At 61.4% G+C, this 14,501-nt stretch carries 13 protein-coding genes; 11 read left to right on the forward strand and 2 right to left on the reverse strand.

Annotated elements, in window-relative coordinates; translation table 11 throughout:
- Positions 1 to 127: 127 nt before the first annotated feature.
- From D4A92_RS16215 to exoR, 3 genes are all read left to right on the forward strand, one after another.
- Positions 128 to 1,381, forward strand: a complete 1,254-nt coding sequence (locus D4A92_RS16215; RefSeq protein ID WP_203015582.1) for an OmpP1/FadL family transporter — start codon at positions 128 to 130, stop codon at positions 1,379 to 1,381.
- Positions 1,382 to 1,611: 230 nt separating this feature from the next.
- On the forward strand, positions 1,612 to 1,893 hold the full coding sequence (locus D4A92_RS16220) for a hypothetical protein (RefSeq protein WP_203015590.1): 282 nt from the start codon (positions 1,612 to 1,614) through the stop codon (positions 1,891 to 1,893).
- A gap of 62 nt (positions 1,894 to 1,955) precedes the next feature.
- Positions 1,956 to 2,717, forward strand: coding sequence for an exopolysaccharide production regulator ExoR (exoR, locus tag D4A92_RS16225; protein WP_246754118.1), 762 nt, complete (start codon positions 1,956 to 1,958; stop codon positions 2,715 to 2,717).
- Between the two features lie 73 nt (positions 2,718 to 2,790).
- On the opposite strand, the gene xth is transcribed toward exoR, so the two are convergent.
- Both xth and erpA read right to left on the reverse strand, forming a co-directional pair.
- On the reverse strand, positions 2,791 to 3,576 hold the full coding sequence (gene xth / locus D4A92_RS16230) for an exodeoxyribonuclease III (protein WP_203015592.1): 786 nt from the start codon (positions 3,574 to 3,576) through the stop codon (positions 2,791 to 2,793).
- 5 nt (positions 3,577 to 3,581) lie between these two features.
- Positions 3,582 to 3,914, reverse strand: coding sequence for an iron-sulfur cluster insertion protein ErpA (erpA, locus tag D4A92_RS16235; RefSeq protein WP_203015594.1), 333 nt, complete (start codon positions 3,912 to 3,914; stop codon positions 3,582 to 3,584).
- Between the two features lie 197 nt (positions 3,915 to 4,111).
- Between erpA and D4A92_RS16240 the strand changes: the two genes are divergently transcribed.
- From D4A92_RS16240 to D4A92_RS16275, 8 genes are all read left to right on the forward strand, one after another.
- Complete coding sequence (locus tag D4A92_RS16240) at positions 4,112 to 5,329, forward strand: deoxyguanosinetriphosphate triphosphohydrolase (protein ID WP_203015596.1); 1,218 nt, start codon at positions 4,112 to 4,114, stop codon at positions 5,327 to 5,329.
- 60 nt (positions 5,330 to 5,389) lie between these two features.
- Positions 5,390 to 7,150: an arginine--tRNA ligase gene (gene argS, locus D4A92_RS16245; protein ID WP_203015598.1), complete on the forward strand. Its 1,761-nt coding sequence runs from the start codon at positions 5,390 to 5,392 to the stop codon at positions 7,148 to 7,150.
- A gap of 65 nt (positions 7,151 to 7,215) precedes the next feature.
- Positions 7,216 to 10,251, forward strand: a complete 3,036-nt coding sequence (locus tag D4A92_RS16250) for an SPOR domain-containing protein (protein ID WP_203015601.1) — start codon at positions 7,216 to 7,218, stop codon at positions 10,249 to 10,251.
- Between the two features lie 126 nt (positions 10,252 to 10,377).
- A complete protein-coding gene (nagZ, locus tag D4A92_RS16255) occupies positions 10,378 to 11,406 on the forward strand; it encodes a beta-N-acetylhexosaminidase (RefSeq protein ID WP_203015603.1) in 1,029 nt (342 codons plus the stop codon).
- Positions 11,407 to 11,477: 71 nt separating this feature from the next.
- Positions 11,478 to 12,275 (forward strand): segregation and condensation protein A, encoded by a 798-nt coding sequence (locus D4A92_RS16260; protein ID WP_203019995.1) that lies wholly within the window; start codon positions 11,478 to 11,480, stop codon positions 12,273 to 12,275.
- 4 nt (positions 12,276 to 12,279) lie between these two features.
- Positions 12,280 to 13,014, forward strand: coding sequence for an SMC-Scp complex subunit ScpB (gene scpB / locus D4A92_RS16265; protein ID WP_203015609.1), 735 nt, complete (start codon positions 12,280 to 12,282; stop codon positions 13,012 to 13,014).
- Between the two features lie 90 nt (positions 13,015 to 13,104).
- Positions 13,105 to 14,232, forward strand: coding sequence for an ABC transporter ATP-binding protein (locus D4A92_RS16270; RefSeq protein WP_203015610.1), 1,128 nt, complete (start codon positions 13,105 to 13,107; stop codon positions 14,230 to 14,232).
- Positions 14,233 to 14,244: 12 nt separating this feature from the next.
- Positions 14,245 to 14,460, forward strand: a complete 216-nt coding sequence (locus tag D4A92_RS16275) for a twin-arginine translocase TatA/TatE family subunit (protein WP_006728579.1) — start codon at positions 14,245 to 14,247, stop codon at positions 14,458 to 14,460.
- Positions 14,461 to 14,501: the final 41 nt, after the last annotated feature.

Here is a 14,501-nt window from a genome sequence, read left to right on the forward strand (position 1 = left end):
GCGCGTAAGGAACGTTACGTAAAAATTTCTGCAAGGGAACATTCCTGTGATGCCGATCACCGGATTGCCATCCTGTCGCACATGTCTAGTATGCCAAATCACAGTTTTGCCTGAATTGGGGAGAGATATGGCGAACCATTTGATGAAGACAACGGCCCTCGGCCTGATCGCAGCATGCGCATTCGTGGGAGGCGCGCAGGCAGGCGGTCTTGAACGTGGCGGTTACAACATCGACCTTCTGTTCGATCCGGGCCAGTATGTGTTCGAGAGCGGCGTGACCTATGTTGCGCCGGATCGCACGCTCAAGAATGTGCGGGATACGGATACTTCCAATCCAAATTTGGGAACCGGGGCACCGCAAGGTGGTGGCAATCTAAACTCACGTTCAAACTCGGTTGATGAGACAGAGAGCTACTTCGTTCCTCGAATTGGCTTTAAGGCGAACCTTACCGAAGGTGTAGCCTGCATGGCAGACTACTCCCAGCCTTGGGGTGCTCACACGAAGCCAGGTACAGACTGGGCTGGCGCGAACCAGAATGTTGAGACGAAAGTCAACAGTCATAACTATGCGCTGACATGCTCCTACAAGTTTGACGTCGGCCCGGGTCAGTTGCGGATTATTGGCGGCGGCTTCTATCAGGAGGTCGATGGCTTCAAGGAGCGAGTTGTAGTCGATCCGGCGTTCCTCGCCGGCATAGGTTTGACCGGGAGAACGGGCATCGGTCGCCTCGACCTTGAAGGTGATGGTTATGGCTGGCGTATCGGGGCAGCCTACGAGATCCCTGAATACGCTCTCCGTGCCAGCCTCGTATACAACAGCCAGGTCAAGCTGGATAACATCACGGGCACGCTGGATCTGCGTCAGGTTACATCCACTACCATCGAAAACGTCTACGGTTCGGCTGCCATGCCCGACTCCATCGAAATAAAGCTTCAGTCCGGGATTGCGCCGGATTGGTTGGCCTTCGGCTCGGTGAAGTGGACCGATTGGAGCCAGCTGCAGCGTATCCGCTTCTTTAATTCGACAACGAATGCGGAGCGTACCTCGCTTGACCTGGCCTATCGTGACGGCTGGACGGTCAGTGGCGGCATCGGCCACAAGCTGAACGACCAGTGGAGCGTTGCAGGTTCCGTGACTTGGGATCGTGGCACTTCTCAGGGCTTCGGTGCTCAGAGCGACACATGGATCTTCGGTACTGGTGTGTCCTACACGCCGTCGGAAAATGTTGAGTTCCGTCTCGCAGGTGCCGTCAGCCTGCTGACGTCGGGTAGTTCGGGCCAGATCACCACTGGTGGTGAAACCTATGGCAGCGACGTCTCCTATGACTTCGGCACCGACCTCGCAGCCGCCGTCTCGACGTCGCTCAAGGTTCGCTTCTGATCTCTTCGAAATCAAATCGATCGAAGCCCGGCTTGTCCGGGCTTCTTTCGTTTGGGGCCATGCTGCGGTTTTTCAGCTTTCCGGAATGTGATGATTCTGCAACATCGCGTCTATCGTTCCCGCCGGACCGCGCAACGGGCAAATTTGTCCATTTCCCGCCACAAACAAAGAGCACCGGTGTTTCAAGAAACGGCGGGGGCTGTTTCCGGACATGGTGTTAAGAGTTTCACATGAGCCTCTGGGGCGAAAAATCGGTGCTGATAGCAATGACTTCGGTCGCTTTTGGGGAGCGGCCAGACTGTCTCGAAGGGAAATTGGATGGGGCGCGATCGATCGCCCCGGTCTTGCCGGAAATCGGGTCTAGTCTCTTCTCCATGCAGACGAAAACACAAAAGAACCGTGACGGAAGCTCGGATCGGGCGACCGGTCATGAACCGTCTATTCATCGGTTGGATGTATTCTTCGGATCGGGCGCAGGTGAACTCGCCGCACAAGCGGGGCGAGGTTTCTGATGTCCATCATGACTTGGAAATTGTGCGGACCCATGCGTCTCGGTGACTGGAAGACTTCGGCGATGCTTCTGACGGCAGCTCTTCTGCTGTCGTCCAGCCCGTCCGCTCGCGCTTTCGACATGAATGCCGGCGTGAACAAGGAATCCGGTCCCTTCGATCTCTTCAAGTTTGGCTTCAATGCCTACAAGAAGGGCCAGAAGGAAGAGGCCGTCGAGGCCTATCGCTATGCGGCGGAAAAGGGTCATACCGGATCGCGCTGGGCGCTCGCCAACATGTATGCGGCCGGCGACGGCGTCGTCGAAAACGACTTCGAAGCCTTCAAGATCTATGCGGAGATCGCAAATCAGGGTGTCGAGCCGGGTTCGGCGGATACCGGCTTCTTCGTCAACGCCCTTCTTTCGCTCGCCCGTTATTACCGGCAGGGCATCCCGAACAGCCCCGTTAAGGCGGACCTCGCTCAGGCACGGCAGATCTACTTCCAGGTGGCGTCGACCTTTGGTGTACCGGAAGCGCAGTTCCAGCTGGCGCGTATGATCCTCGCAGGCGAAGGCGGCAGGGTGAATGTCCAGCAGGCCAAGAAGTGGCTGAACCTGGCGCGCAAGAGCGGCCATGCCGGCGCCATGTCGATCTTCGGCAATGTGCTTTTCGAAGAGGGGCAGACGGTACGTGGTCTCGCCTTCCTGACGGCTGCCCTGGAGCGGTGCAATCCGAAGGATTGTCCCTGGATGCAGGATCTGCAGGAGCGGGCTTTCTCTCTGGCCAACGAAGAGGATCGCCGCGTTGCGGTCGCTCTCGCGCCCGAAGTTTTCGAGCAGGCCGACTGAACCATTCAATCCGAACATCATATGAGAATGGGCGCCGCGGCGCCCATTTCTCTGTCTGCGATTCGTCCTGGTCTCAGAAGGCGAAATGCCCGACGACCGGTACGTGGTCGGACGGCTTTTCCCAAGCCCGCACATGTTTTTCGATCGCCGTCGAACGCAGTCGGTCGGATGCCTCGGGCGAGAGCATCAGGTGGTCGATGCGGATGCCATTGTTCTTCTGCCAGGCACCTGCCTGATAGTCCCAGAAGGAAAACAGCGGCGTCTCGTCATTCGTCGCACGCACGGCATCAACGAAGCCAAGATTTTCAAGACGGCGGAATGCAGCCCGTGTCTGCGGCAGGAAGAGTGCATCCGTGACCCACTGGCTCGGGTCCTTGGCATCATGCGGCTCGGGAATGACATTGTAGTCACCGGCAAGGATCAGCGGCTCTTCGAATGCCATGCGATCGCGCGCAAAGGCTTCGAGGCGTGCCATCCAGGCGAGCTTGTAGGGATATTTGACCGGGTCGTCGGACGGATTGCCATTCGGCAGGTAGAGAGAGACGACGCGTACCACGCCGCCATCGACGGAAAATACGCCTTCGATGAAACGCGCCTGCTCGTCGGTCTCGTCACCTGGCAGGCCGCGGTTCACTTCGTCGGGCTTGATCTTCGAAAGCAGCGCAACGCCGTTGAAGCCCTTCTGGCCGTGGGTCTCGACGTGATAGCCGAGCGCCTCGATCTCTCCACGAGGAAAGCCTTCATCGACAGATTTGATTTCCTGAAGGCAGGCGATGTCCGGATCGCTATCCTTCAGCCACTGGCACAGGTTCTCGATACGCGCCTTGACGCCGTTGATGTTCCAGGTGGCTATTTTCATCATGCTCATACAGAAAAGCTGGTGCCGCAGCCGCAGCTCGCCACCGCATTGGGGTTCTTGATCTGGAAAGACTGGCCGAGCAGATTGTCGACGAAGTCGATTTCGGAGCCGGCCATATAGATGATCGACATCGGGTCGATCAGCACGGTGGCGCCGTCACGCTCGATGACGATGTCGTCGCCAGCGGGTTGGCCGTCCAGGTCAAACTTGTAGGAAAAGCCCGAACAGCCGCCGCCTTCGACGGAGACGCGAAGCGCCGACTTCTCGGCATCAGCGGCTACGATTGCGGCGATTCGCTTCGCAGCGGCTTCGGAAAGGGTAACGGTTTCGGTGCTCATTCTGCCTCCTGCCGGGTTCAAGGCCCGGTGAAAACGGTTCTATTCGGCGCAAATCACCACAATGTCACGCAATTGCGCGACTTTTGATCCGGCGAAACGGCCCGAAGACCCTTCGGAACCCGCATCGCCTTGCGGCTTTGTCCGCTATAGGTATGAAGGCACAAGAGTTGCGTCAATGGGGAGCAAGCGGCACGCGCATGACGATCGATCAAGCAGCATTGGGTTTCGGGACCGGAGAGCGGGCAGTCTACGCGACCAATCCCTGGGCGAGCCGTGGCCGTCTCTTCGAAGAAGGGGGAAGCCTCACCCGCTCCGAATTCCAGCGCGACCGTGACCGCATCGTCCATACGACCGCCTTTCGCCGCCTGAAGCACAAGACCCAGGTCTTCATCGGCCCGGATGGCGACCATTACCGCACGCGGTTGACCCATACGATCGAGGTGGCCCAGATCGCACGCGCCTTGGCCCGCGCCCTGAAGCTCGATGAGGACCTGGCGGAAGGGGTCGCGCTCGTTCACGACTTCGGCCACACGCCCTTTGGTCATACGGGCGAGGACGCATTGCACGAGGTGCTGGAGCCCTATGGCGGCTTCGACCACAATGCCCAGTCGCTTCGCATCGTCACCAAGCTCGAACGGCGCTATGCCGATTTCGACGGCCTGAACCTGACATGGGAAGCGCTCGAAGGTCTGGTGAAGCATAACGGGCCGCTGCTGACGAAGGACGGGCAGGGGACACGCGGTCCGGTTCCGCAGCCGATCCTCGATTATTGCGAGATCCATGATCTGGAACTCTCGAGCTTTGCAGGGCTCGAAGCCCAGGTCGCGGCGATTGCCGACGACATCGCCTATGACACCCATGACATCGATGATGGCCTGCGCTCGGGTTACCTGACCTTCGACATGCTTGAGGACGTGCCCTTTCTTGCCGGCCTGATGAAGGAGGTGCGCGACCGTTATCCGCATCTCGATCCTGACAGGTTCACCCACGAGATCATGCGCCGCCAGATCACCCGCATGGTCGAGGACGTGATCAGCGTGGCGCAGGAGCGGCTGAAGACGGTCCAACCGCAGAGCGTCGAGGACGTGAGGGCGGCCTCGATGACCATCGCGACCTTCTCCGATCGCATGGCCGAGACCGACAAGGCAATCAAGAAGCTGTTGTTCAGCCGTATCTACCGCCACCCCGACATAATGCGCATTCGTGCGGCGGCCGCCGAGATCGTCACCGATCTTTTCAACGCCTATATGAACGACCCGAAGCTGATGAAGAGCCACTTCTGGGTGAACCATATTTCCGGCCTGAATGATGGCCAGAAGGCCCGCCATGTCGGGGACTATCTGGCCGGTATGACCGATACCTATGCGGTGCGGACGCATCGCGAGCTGTTTGACCGGACTCCCGAATTGCGATAGGCACCCGACGAAATTCTTTAGAGAACGCCGGGGCTGAGCTCCGGTGCGCAGGGACACGCCATGAACCTTTTCGCCGATTTCGAAATCCGGATCAAAGCAGCGCTCGACGAGATCGAGGCGGTGCGCGAGAAGCGCGACAGCCTCGACTTCAACCGCATCGTTGTCGAGCCGCCGCGCGATCCGAGCCATGGTGATGCCGCGACCAATGCCGCGATGGTGCTCGCCAAGGGCATGGGCATGAACCCGCGCGCGCTCGCTGACCTGATCGGCGAGAAGCTGAAGCAGGATCCCGACATTGCCGAAGTCGGCGTTGCTGGCCCCGGTTTCATCAATATCCGTCTTTCGGTCCCCTATTGGCAGCGTCTGTTGGCGACCATGATCCGTCAGGGAACCGATTTCGGCCGCTCCACGGTCGGCGCCGGCCATAAGGTCAATGTCGAATATGTTTCGGCCAATCCGACCGGCCCGATGCATGTCGGTCACTGCCGTGGCGCCGTCGTTGGCGACACGCTGGCCAACCTGCTCGGTTTTGCCGGCTACGAGGTGACCAAGGAGTACTATATCAACGATGCCGGCGCGCAGATCGACGTGCTCGCTCGCTCGGCCTTCCTGCGCTACCGCGAGGCGCTTGGTGAGGATATCGGCGAAATCCCGGCTGGTCTCTATCCGGGCGACTATCTGGTGCCGGTCGGCAAGGCGCTTGCGGACGAATACGGCACCAAGCTTTACGGCATGCCGGAAGAGGACATGCTGGCCATCGTCAAGGAAAAGTCCATCGATGCGATGATGGTGATGATCCGCGATGATCTCGCCACGCTCAACGTGCATCACGACATCTTCTTTTCCGAGCGCACGCTGCATGCCAACAATGCCGCGAAGATCCGCACCGCCATCAACGACCTGACCTTCAAGGGCCACGTCTATCGCGGCACGCTGCCGCCGCCGAAGGGCCAGCTGCCTGAGGATTGGGAAGACCGCGAGCAGACGCTGTTCCGCTCGACCGAAGTCGGTGACGATATCGACCGTCCGCTGATGAAGTCGGATGGCTCCTACACCTATTTTGCGGCCGACGTCGCCTACTTCAAGGACAAGTTCGATCGCGGCTTCTCCGAGATGATCTATGTGCTCGGCGCTGACCATGGCGGTTATGTGAAGCGGCTCGAGGCCGTCAACCGGGCCGTCTCGGAAGGCAAGTCAAAGCTGACGGTGCTGCTCTGCCAGCTGGTCAAGCTCTACCGCGACGGCGAGCCCGTGAAGATGTCGAAGCGCTCGGGCGACTTCGTGACGCTGCGGGAAGTGGTCGAGGAAGTCGGCCGTGATTCGGTGCGCTTCATGATGCTCTACCGGAAGAATTCCGAGCCGCTCGATTTCGACTTCGCCAAGGTGACCGAGCAGTCGAAGGACAACCCGGTCTTCTACGTGCAGTATGCCCATGCCCGGTGCATGTCGATTCTGCGCCAGGCGAGGGAGGCTTTCCCGGACCTCGACATCGAGCAGCTCGATCTGGCCAGTGCGGTAATGGGACAGATCGAAGATCCGACGGAACTCGCCCTGATTGGCAAGCTTGCCGAATATCCCCGGATCATCGAGGCGGCAGCACTGTCGCAGGAGCCGCATCGACTTGCATTTTACCTGCATGATCTGGCAAGCTCGCTCCATACTCACTGGAACAAGGGCAAGGATTCGCCCGAATTACGCTTTGTTAACGATAAACATAGAGAATTAACCATCGCCAGGCTTGGGCTGGTGCATGCTGTCGCCTCCGTGTTGAAATCGGGACTGGCCATTACTGGCACCGAAGCACCGGTAGAAATGCGATAGTATCGTCACCAATTCCCCACATTGCGCTGGCAGGCGTTGAGTCGCGTGAGTGAGTGGAACAGGTAATGGTACAGAAGCAGGCTGCAAACAGCATTCGATCGCAGGGCGACGGTTTCGCGGATGATGATCCGTTGGCTGAACTCGCCCGCATCGTTGGGTTCGATCAGCCGTTGAAGCGTGAGCCGGTTGTCTCGCTTCCGCAGGTGCCCGACATGGGGTCGGCCGAATTCAATCTCGAAGACGAATTGATGCGCGAGTTCGAGGGCTATGAAGCCTCGCCTGCGCCGGCTGCCTATGCGCCGCCGCTGTCCGCTCCCGAGCCGGTGGTCGCACGCCCGGCGCCAGCCCTTGTCGAGAGCGTCCCTGCGACCCACTATCGCGAGGAGCCCCGATTTGAGCCGGAGCCCATGGCTTCCTATTCTGCGCCGCAGGCCGCCTACGAGTCAGAGCCGGTCGAATACCCGGAGCCGGTCTCCTACGTCGAAGATCCCTATGTTTCCGACATGGACCTGTCCGTCGCAGATGCCCCGGAGCTTGGTCGTGTCGATGATGCGCCTGTCGCGGCGCGGGTCGAGCCGGAGATCGCCTTTGATCTTGCCGACGAGCTGGAATTCGCTGTCGCTGATGCCGATGTGCGTTCGGTAGAGCCGGTTGCGCCTCAGCAGCCGACTCAGGCCGAGGCGCCGCGTCTGCGGCTGCCGCTTGCGAATTTTTCCGCCCAGCCGGTCCGTCGTGCAGAGCCTCAGCTTGCGGTCGAGCCGCCGCGCGAAACCCCAGCATTTGATCTGTCGGACTTTGATGCGCCAACCGCGCCCTCGATTTCCGTCGCGCAGGAGCCGGTGGCGCTCGATTTCGGTAAGGCAAGTTTCGACTGGGGCTCTGGCCCGGTCGAGCCTATTCCGGCAAGCGCTCCGGTAGTGGAGCGGATCGAGCCCGTTGTTGCTCCGGCTATTTCGGCTGGTTTCAATGACTTTGGCTTGGAACCCGAGCCTCGTGCGGCGCAGCCGGTCGCAGCGTCTGCGCCGATTCCGGCGGCGGCTGCTTTGGACCGCGACGATGCCGAGTTCAGCTTCGATTTCCTGAACGAACTGGCGATCGACGAGGATGTCGATGTTGCGCCCCAGGCCTCAGAGCCTGTCGCTCAGCGCGCTGCCCCTGTGGTTGCCGAGGAGGAATTCGATCCCTTCCAGGATCAGGAATTCGATCTGCAGCTTGACGATATCGAACTTGATCTTTCGGAGCTCGATGTAGCGCCGCAGAAGCCTGCGCCTGTCGTCAGTGCCGCTGCATTCGCGGCGGCGCCTGCTGCCCCAGCGTTCGCGCCGGCTCGGGTCGAACCTGCGGTGACAGCGGCACCGTCATACGCTGCTGCGCCTTCTGTGCCTGCCTATGTCGCTGCACCAACCGTTTCGGCTTCCGCCTTCGCTGCGGCCGTCGCTCGTCCTGCGGTGGATAACCACGTCGTCGAGCCAGCTCCGTCAAGCGCGCCCGCGCGCTCTGCAACGCCGATCGATGACAGCTTTGCTTTCGATCCGTCCGAGATCTCCGAGCAGGACGACCTGCTGGAAACCTTGAGCGGCATGGACGTGCCGGACGTTCCGGTGGCCGACGCACGACCCACCCCAGCGACTCAGCCGGACTACGACATCGATATCGATGCGGAGCTCGCGACCTTGTTCGAAGAGCCCGTGGTTCCCGCAGCTCGCCAGCCGGCCCCGGCCGCAGGCAGCCGTGTTGCTGCAGCGGTCGCACCGGCAGCCGCAGTGGGTGTTCGCCCAGCTGCCGCACCACTCGACGATTTCGACGCTTTCGAAAAGGCATTGGAAGAAGATTTCCGCACCTCAATGACCTCCTCGGGCGCTCTGGAGCCAGAAAGCCGTGGTCACATCACCATCTCAGGTGAGGGGCAGGGCTTCCGGTTCCGTCACATCAAGCCCTATTTGATGGCGGGCACAGCCGTGATCGTGTTGCTCGCAGGCGCTGGCGGCCTCTATGCCTGGCTCGGAAGCGGTGCTATCGGCACGCTGAGTGGAGGTGAGCCGCAGGTGATCGCTGCCGACAAGTCGCCGGTGAAGATCGTCCCTGACGATCCGGGCGGCAAGTCCGTCCCGAACCAGGACAAGGCCGTTTATGATCGGGTGGCTGGCAATGGGGTCGAAGATCCCACGCAGCCTAGCTTGATTTCCTCGCAAGAGCAGCCAATCGATGTCGTACAGCGTACCCTGATCCCGGAAACGCTGCCGATGGATGGTGGAAGCGAAGCCCTGGCGACACCGGTCGGAGAAACCGAGGATCCGCGTCTGCTCCCCGATGGCCAGCCGCCGCAGGCCGCCGCCGAAGACCCGGCGACGATCACGCCGCGCAAGGTGCGCACGATGATCGTTCGTCCCGACGGTACGCTGGTTGCACAGGAAGTCCCGGTCGAATCGGCTCCGGCTTCGGTCCAGACGGCGTCCGCGCCTTCGTCTCAGCCGGCAGCCGACGCTCCGCTGCTCGCGCCGCCGAGCGTGCCGAATAGCAATGCCGGTGATGCCGTCAGAACGGTCGACACGCGCGTTGTGAACCCGGACGCTGCGGCGTCGGCGTCGTCGGCGGCTGCGCCTGCTGCGGCGACGACCGCTCCAGCTGAACTGGCCGCAGCCGAGACGTTATCGGCTCCCGCAGATGCGACTACGTCGCGTGCACCGGTTCCGACGACCCGTCCTGCAGACCAGCCGGTCAACGTCGTTGGCACAGTGACGGATCAGGGCAATCTTCGCGCGTCTGCGACGGCAGCGACACAGCCGGCCGCTCAGGCTGAGGTTGCTGCCGCATCTCCGGCCGCTGTAACGCCTGCGCCGGCCTCGACTGCGCCGGCTGGAAGCTTCGGCGTACAGATCGCGTCCTTGCCGTCCGAAGCCGACGCGCAGAAGAGCTACCGCAACCTGTCCTCCAAGTTTGGCAACGTGTTGGGAGGCAAGCCCTGGGAAATCCGTCAGGCGGACATCCCCGGTAAGGGCACCTTCTACCGCGTCCGCATCGTCGCAGACTCCAAGGATGAAGCCGTGGCGCTCTGCGAGCAGTATCGTGCCGCCGGTGGCAGCTGCCTCGTTTCGCGCTGAGGTCGGACCCGATTTTAGAATCTTGAAGAGGCGGAACCGCGTGTTCCGCCTCTTTTCTTGTGTATGAGGGGCTAGGCTCTCTTCCGGTCCCTTCGGCTTTTTCATCCCCATCGATATGGTCTTTCCATGACAGCACAGTCCCGCCCCGCCAAAGCCATGATCCTCGGTTGCCTCGGCCAGCGCTTGAGCGCCGACGAGAAGGCCTTTTATCGCGATGAACAACCTTGGGGTTTCATCCTCTTCGGTCGCAATATCGGCGAGGCCGAGCAGGTCAGGGATCTGGTTGCCGAGATGCGCAAGACCGTCGGTGGCGGAGCAGAAGTGCCGGTCCTGATCGACCAGGAAGGTGGGCGTGTGCAGCGCATCCGCGAGCCGATCGCACCCCGTTATCCCTCCGGCGCCGATCTCGGTGCGCTTTACGATCAGGATGCCGAGAAGGGCTTGCGCGCCGCCTGGCTGATGTCGCGTCTGCATGCCTTCGATCTCTATCGCCTCGGCATCAATGTCGATTGCCTGCCCGTTCTCGACGTGCCGATCCCAGGGGCAAGCAATGTCATCGGCAATCGTGCCTATTCCAACGACCCCTATGTGGTCGCGAAGATGGGGCAGGCGGCAGCGGATGGTCTGAAGGCCGGTGGCGTCCTGCCGGTCATGAAGCACATGCCGGGACACGGTCGCGGTATGGCCGATAGTCACCACGAGCTCCCGGTCGTCACCCTACCTCGCGCCGAACTCGAGGCGCATGACTTCGTGCCCTTCAAGGCGCTGGCCCAGGAGTTGATGGGCATGAGTTGCCATGTCGTGTATACCGACATTGACCCCGATCATCCGGCCTCGACCTCGCGCATCGTCACCGAGGAGATCGTGCGCAAGGCGATCGGCTTCGAGGGGCTGCTGATGTCCGACGATATCTCGATGAACGCGCTGGAAGGCACAATCGGCGAGCGGGCAGTGCGCATCGCCGCTGCCCTCGATGTCGTCCTGCATTGCCATGGCCATATGGACGAGATGAAAGCCGTTGCGGCTGCCGTGTCCGAGCTCTCCGGCAAGGCACGGGAGCGAGCCGATGCTGTGGAAGCGGCCTTTGGCCTTCCCGACAAGGCCGACGAGCAGGCCCTGCGTGACGAATTCGCCAACCTCACGGCGGTGGCCTGATGGTGCGCGGCCCTGTCCAGCCGACGGTTCTGAACCGGCCCTCCCAGGGGGAGACGCCGGTCCCGACGCCGATGGACAGCCTCTGGCAGGACACTGCCGAAGAGAGGGCCGCGAGTGACCCCGCTCTTCTGATCGATGTCGCTGGCTTCGAAGGACCGCTGGATCTCCTGCTCTTCCTCGCCCGCAACCAGAAGGTCGATCTTGCCCGCATTTCGGTGCTGGCATTGGCGGAGCAGTATCTGCTTTTCATCGAGAGCGCCCGGCGCATCCGCATTGAGCTTGCCGCCGACTATCTGGTGATGGCCGCCTGGCTCGCTTATCTGAAGTCCCGCCTTCTGATCCCGCAGCAGCCGAAGGATGATGGACCCTCGGGGGAGGAAATGGCCCAGACGCTTGCCTTCCGCCTGAAGCGGCTGGAAGCGATGCGCGAGGCCGCGAACCGCCTCATCAACCGCAATCGTCTCGGGCGTGATGTCCACCCGCGCGGCGCACCGGAGCATGTGCCCTCGCGCGCAGTGAGTGCCTATGAGGCGTCACTCTACGACCTGTTGACCGCCTATGCCTCACTTCGTCAGCGTCAGGCGATAACGCAGGTCACCATCGAGAAGCGCCGGGTCTGGTCACTCTCGGATGCACGCGGCATTCTGACCCGCATGATCGGCGAGATTTCCGACTGGACGGCGCTCGACCATTTCCTGCTGCGTTATCTGCCGAGCCCGGAAGAGCGGGTGACTGCGATCGCCAGCGCCTTTGCAGCCTCGCTCGAACTGGTGCGCGAGGGACGCCTCGAAATCCGCCAGGACGGCGCCTTTCAGCCGATCTACATGCGCAGCGGCCCTAAGGCCGAGGCACTCAAGGCGGTGGAGTAAGCCCATGGCCGATGTCGAGGACCTTGAGCCGGAAGAGGGTGGGGATGCCGAGGAAAGCGGTCACGCCGCCTCCCTGCGCGCTGAACTCGACCGCCGCGAGGCGTTGCGCATCGCAGAAGCCCTCGTTTTTGCATCGGCCCAGCCGGTCTCGACGACGTTCATCGAGGAGCGCCTGCCGAGCGGCATTTCCGCAACGGATATCCTTCACCAGCTGAAGGAGGACTATGCCGCGCGCGGCGTAAACCTCGTGCAGGTCGATGACCACTGGGCGTTCCGTACAGCGGCCGATCTGTCCTTTGCCATTCGTAACGACGAGGCCGAGGTCAAAAAGCTCTCGCGTGCCGCGCTCGAAGTGCTGGCGATCATTGCCTATCACCAGCCGGTGACCCGAGCCGAAATCGAAGACATCAGAGGTGTCCAAACCTCGAAGGGCACGCTCGACGTGCTGATGGAGGCAGGCTGGGTGCGGTTTCGAGGGCGACGTCGTTCGCCGGGCCGTCCTGTTACGCTCGGCACGACCCGCGATTTTCTCGATCATTTCGGCCTGGAAGAGCTGCGCGATCTGCCGGGTCTCGAAGAGTTGAAGGGGGCAGGGCTGCTCTCTGGCCGCATCCCCGCAAACTTCAATATTCCGCTTCCCATGACCCATGACGATCTGACCGACGAGGAAGATCCGATCACGCAGCTTGACCTCGAAGAACTCGGCCTCTTGACTCCGGGCGGTGAAGCAGAGGAATAGGGTCAGCTTTTTCAACGGTGACCGGTGATGCCGGGTCGTGCGGTTTTAAAGAAACCGCGCCGATCCGGAATGAGCCGCGCGGACAGCAGAATGAACCCAGCGAAGATCCAGCATGGAGACGGCCAGCGCACGGCGGGCGTGACCTTTGCCGCGCGCCTGACCTTCGATGACATTCACCACCGTTACCACGGCAAGGAGACGATCCGTGGCGTCTCGTTGACGGCCGAACCCGGCGAAGTGCTTTGCCTCCTCGGTCCCTCCGGATCGGGCAAGACGACACTGCTGAGGATCGCAGCCGGCATCGAGGCGCAGGCCGCGGGCCGCGTCCTGATCAACGACCGCGAAGTGGCCGGGCCGCAGACCTTCCTGCCGCCAGAGAAGCGCGGGATCGGCCTGATGTTTCAGGACTTCGCGCTCTTTCCCCATATGTGCGTGCTCGACAATGTCCGTTTCGGACTGACCGCCTTGCCGCGCAAAGAGGCTGTGGCCGAAGCCATGGCCGCACTGGAGCGCGTCGGCCTCGCGCATTATGCCGAGAAGTTCCCGCATGCCCTGTCGGGCGGCGAGCAGCAGCGCGTGGCACTTGCGAGAGCGCTCGCTCCCCGGCCGAGCGTGCTTTTGATGGACGAGCCGTTTTCCGGCCTCGATTCGCGGCTGAAAGACACCGTGCGGGCAGATACGCTTGCAATTCTTCGTGAGACCCGCGCGACTGCCGTCGTCGTCACCCATGACGCCGAAGAAGCGATGCGCATGGCAGACAGGATTGCGTTGCTGAAGAATGGTCGGCTCGTTCAGGTCGGCACTTCGGACGATCTCTATCGTCGGCCCAACGACATTTTCGCGGCTGCCTTCTTTTCTGAAATCAACGAGTTTTCCGGAAAAGTGCGTGGCGGTCGTGTCGAGACGCCCTTGGGAGCAGCCGATTCCGGAGACATCGCCGAAGGCGCTGACGTCGAAGTTGCCGTGCGGTTGTCGGGTCTGTCCGTGCGCGACAGTGGCGGTGCCATTCCGGCCCGTATCATCGCGCGCCGCTTCCTCGGCGTCGTTGAACTGCTCGATCTCGCAGTCCCTGGCACCGAGCGGCCGGTTCGCGCGCGGATCCGGGCCGACATCTTGTCGCCTGGTGTGCGCGACGTGACGATTGCGGTTGAGCCCAAAGACATTTTGGTGTTTGAAAAGACACCGGAAAGCCCCTACATCGGGGAAACAAAAATCTAAGGAGTGGCAGGCATGGGTTCGTTTAGCATTTGGCACTGGATCATCGTTCTGGCGATCGTCCTGCTTCTCTTCGGTCGCGGCAAGATCCCGGAACTGATGGGTGACGTGGCCAAGGGCATTAAGAGCTTCAAGAAGGGCATGAGCGACGAGGACGAGAACCAGACGGCCTCGAACGCACAGCCGACCACCACGAAGACGGTCGACCACAAGGCCGACGAGGTAAAGTGATCGGTTAAAGCCGGTCGGACGGGCAGTTTTTCGACTGCCCG

Source organism: Rhizobium rosettiformans, from assembly GCF_016806065.1.
Taxonomy (GTDB): domain Bacteria; phylum Pseudomonadota; class Alphaproteobacteria; order Rhizobiales; family Rhizobiaceae; genus Allorhizobium.

What these genes read in the sequence shown, in the direction of transcription:
- exoR (WP_246754118.1), top strand. Translation starts at nt 1,956, where the DNA reads ATGCTTCTGACGGCAGCTCTTCTGCTGTCGTCCAGCCCGTCCGCTCGC.
- D4A92_RS16240 (WP_203015596.1), top strand. Translation starts at nt 4,112, where the DNA reads ATGACGATCGATCAAGCAGCATTGGGTTTCGGGACCGGAGAGCGGGCA.
- D4A92_RS16215 (WP_203015582.1), top strand. Translation starts at nt 128, where the DNA reads ATGGCGAACCATTTGATGAAGACAACGGCCCTCGGCCTGATCGCAGCA.
- D4A92_RS16275 (WP_006728579.1), top strand. Translation starts at nt 14,245, where the DNA reads ATGGGTTCGTTTAGCATTTGGCACTGGATCATCGTTCTGGCGATCGTC.
- argS (WP_203015598.1), top strand. Translation starts at nt 5,390, where the DNA reads ATGAACCTTTTCGCCGATTTCGAAATCCGGATCAAAGCAGCGCTCGAC.
- D4A92_RS16250 (WP_203015601.1), top strand. Translation starts at nt 7,216, where the DNA reads ATGGTACAGAAGCAGGCTGCAAACAGCATTCGATCGCAGGGCGACGGT.
- D4A92_RS16260 (WP_203019995.1), top strand. Translation starts at nt 11,478, where the DNA reads ATGGACAGCCTCTGGCAGGACACTGCCGAAGAGAGGGCCGCGAGTGAC.
- erpA (WP_203015594.1), bottom strand. Translation starts at nt 3,914, where the DNA reads ATGAGCACCGAAACCGTTACCCTTTCCGAAGCCGCTGCGAAGCGAATC.
- xth (WP_203015592.1), bottom strand. Translation starts at nt 3,576, where the DNA reads ATGAAAATAGCCACCTGGAACATCAACGGCGTCAAGGCGCGTATCGAG.
- scpB (WP_203015609.1), top strand. Translation starts at nt 12,280, where the DNA reads ATGGCCGATGTCGAGGACCTTGAGCCGGAAGAGGGTGGGGATGCCGAG.
- D4A92_RS16220 (WP_203015590.1), top strand. Translation starts at nt 1,612, where the DNA reads ATGAGCCTCTGGGGCGAAAAATCGGTGCTGATAGCAATGACTTCGGTC.
- D4A92_RS16270 (WP_203015610.1), top strand. Translation starts at nt 13,105, where the DNA reads ATGAACCCAGCGAAGATCCAGCATGGAGACGGCCAGCGCACGGCGGGC.
- nagZ (WP_203015603.1), top strand. Translation starts at nt 10,378, where the DNA reads ATGACAGCACAGTCCCGCCCCGCCAAAGCCATGATCCTCGGTTGCCTC.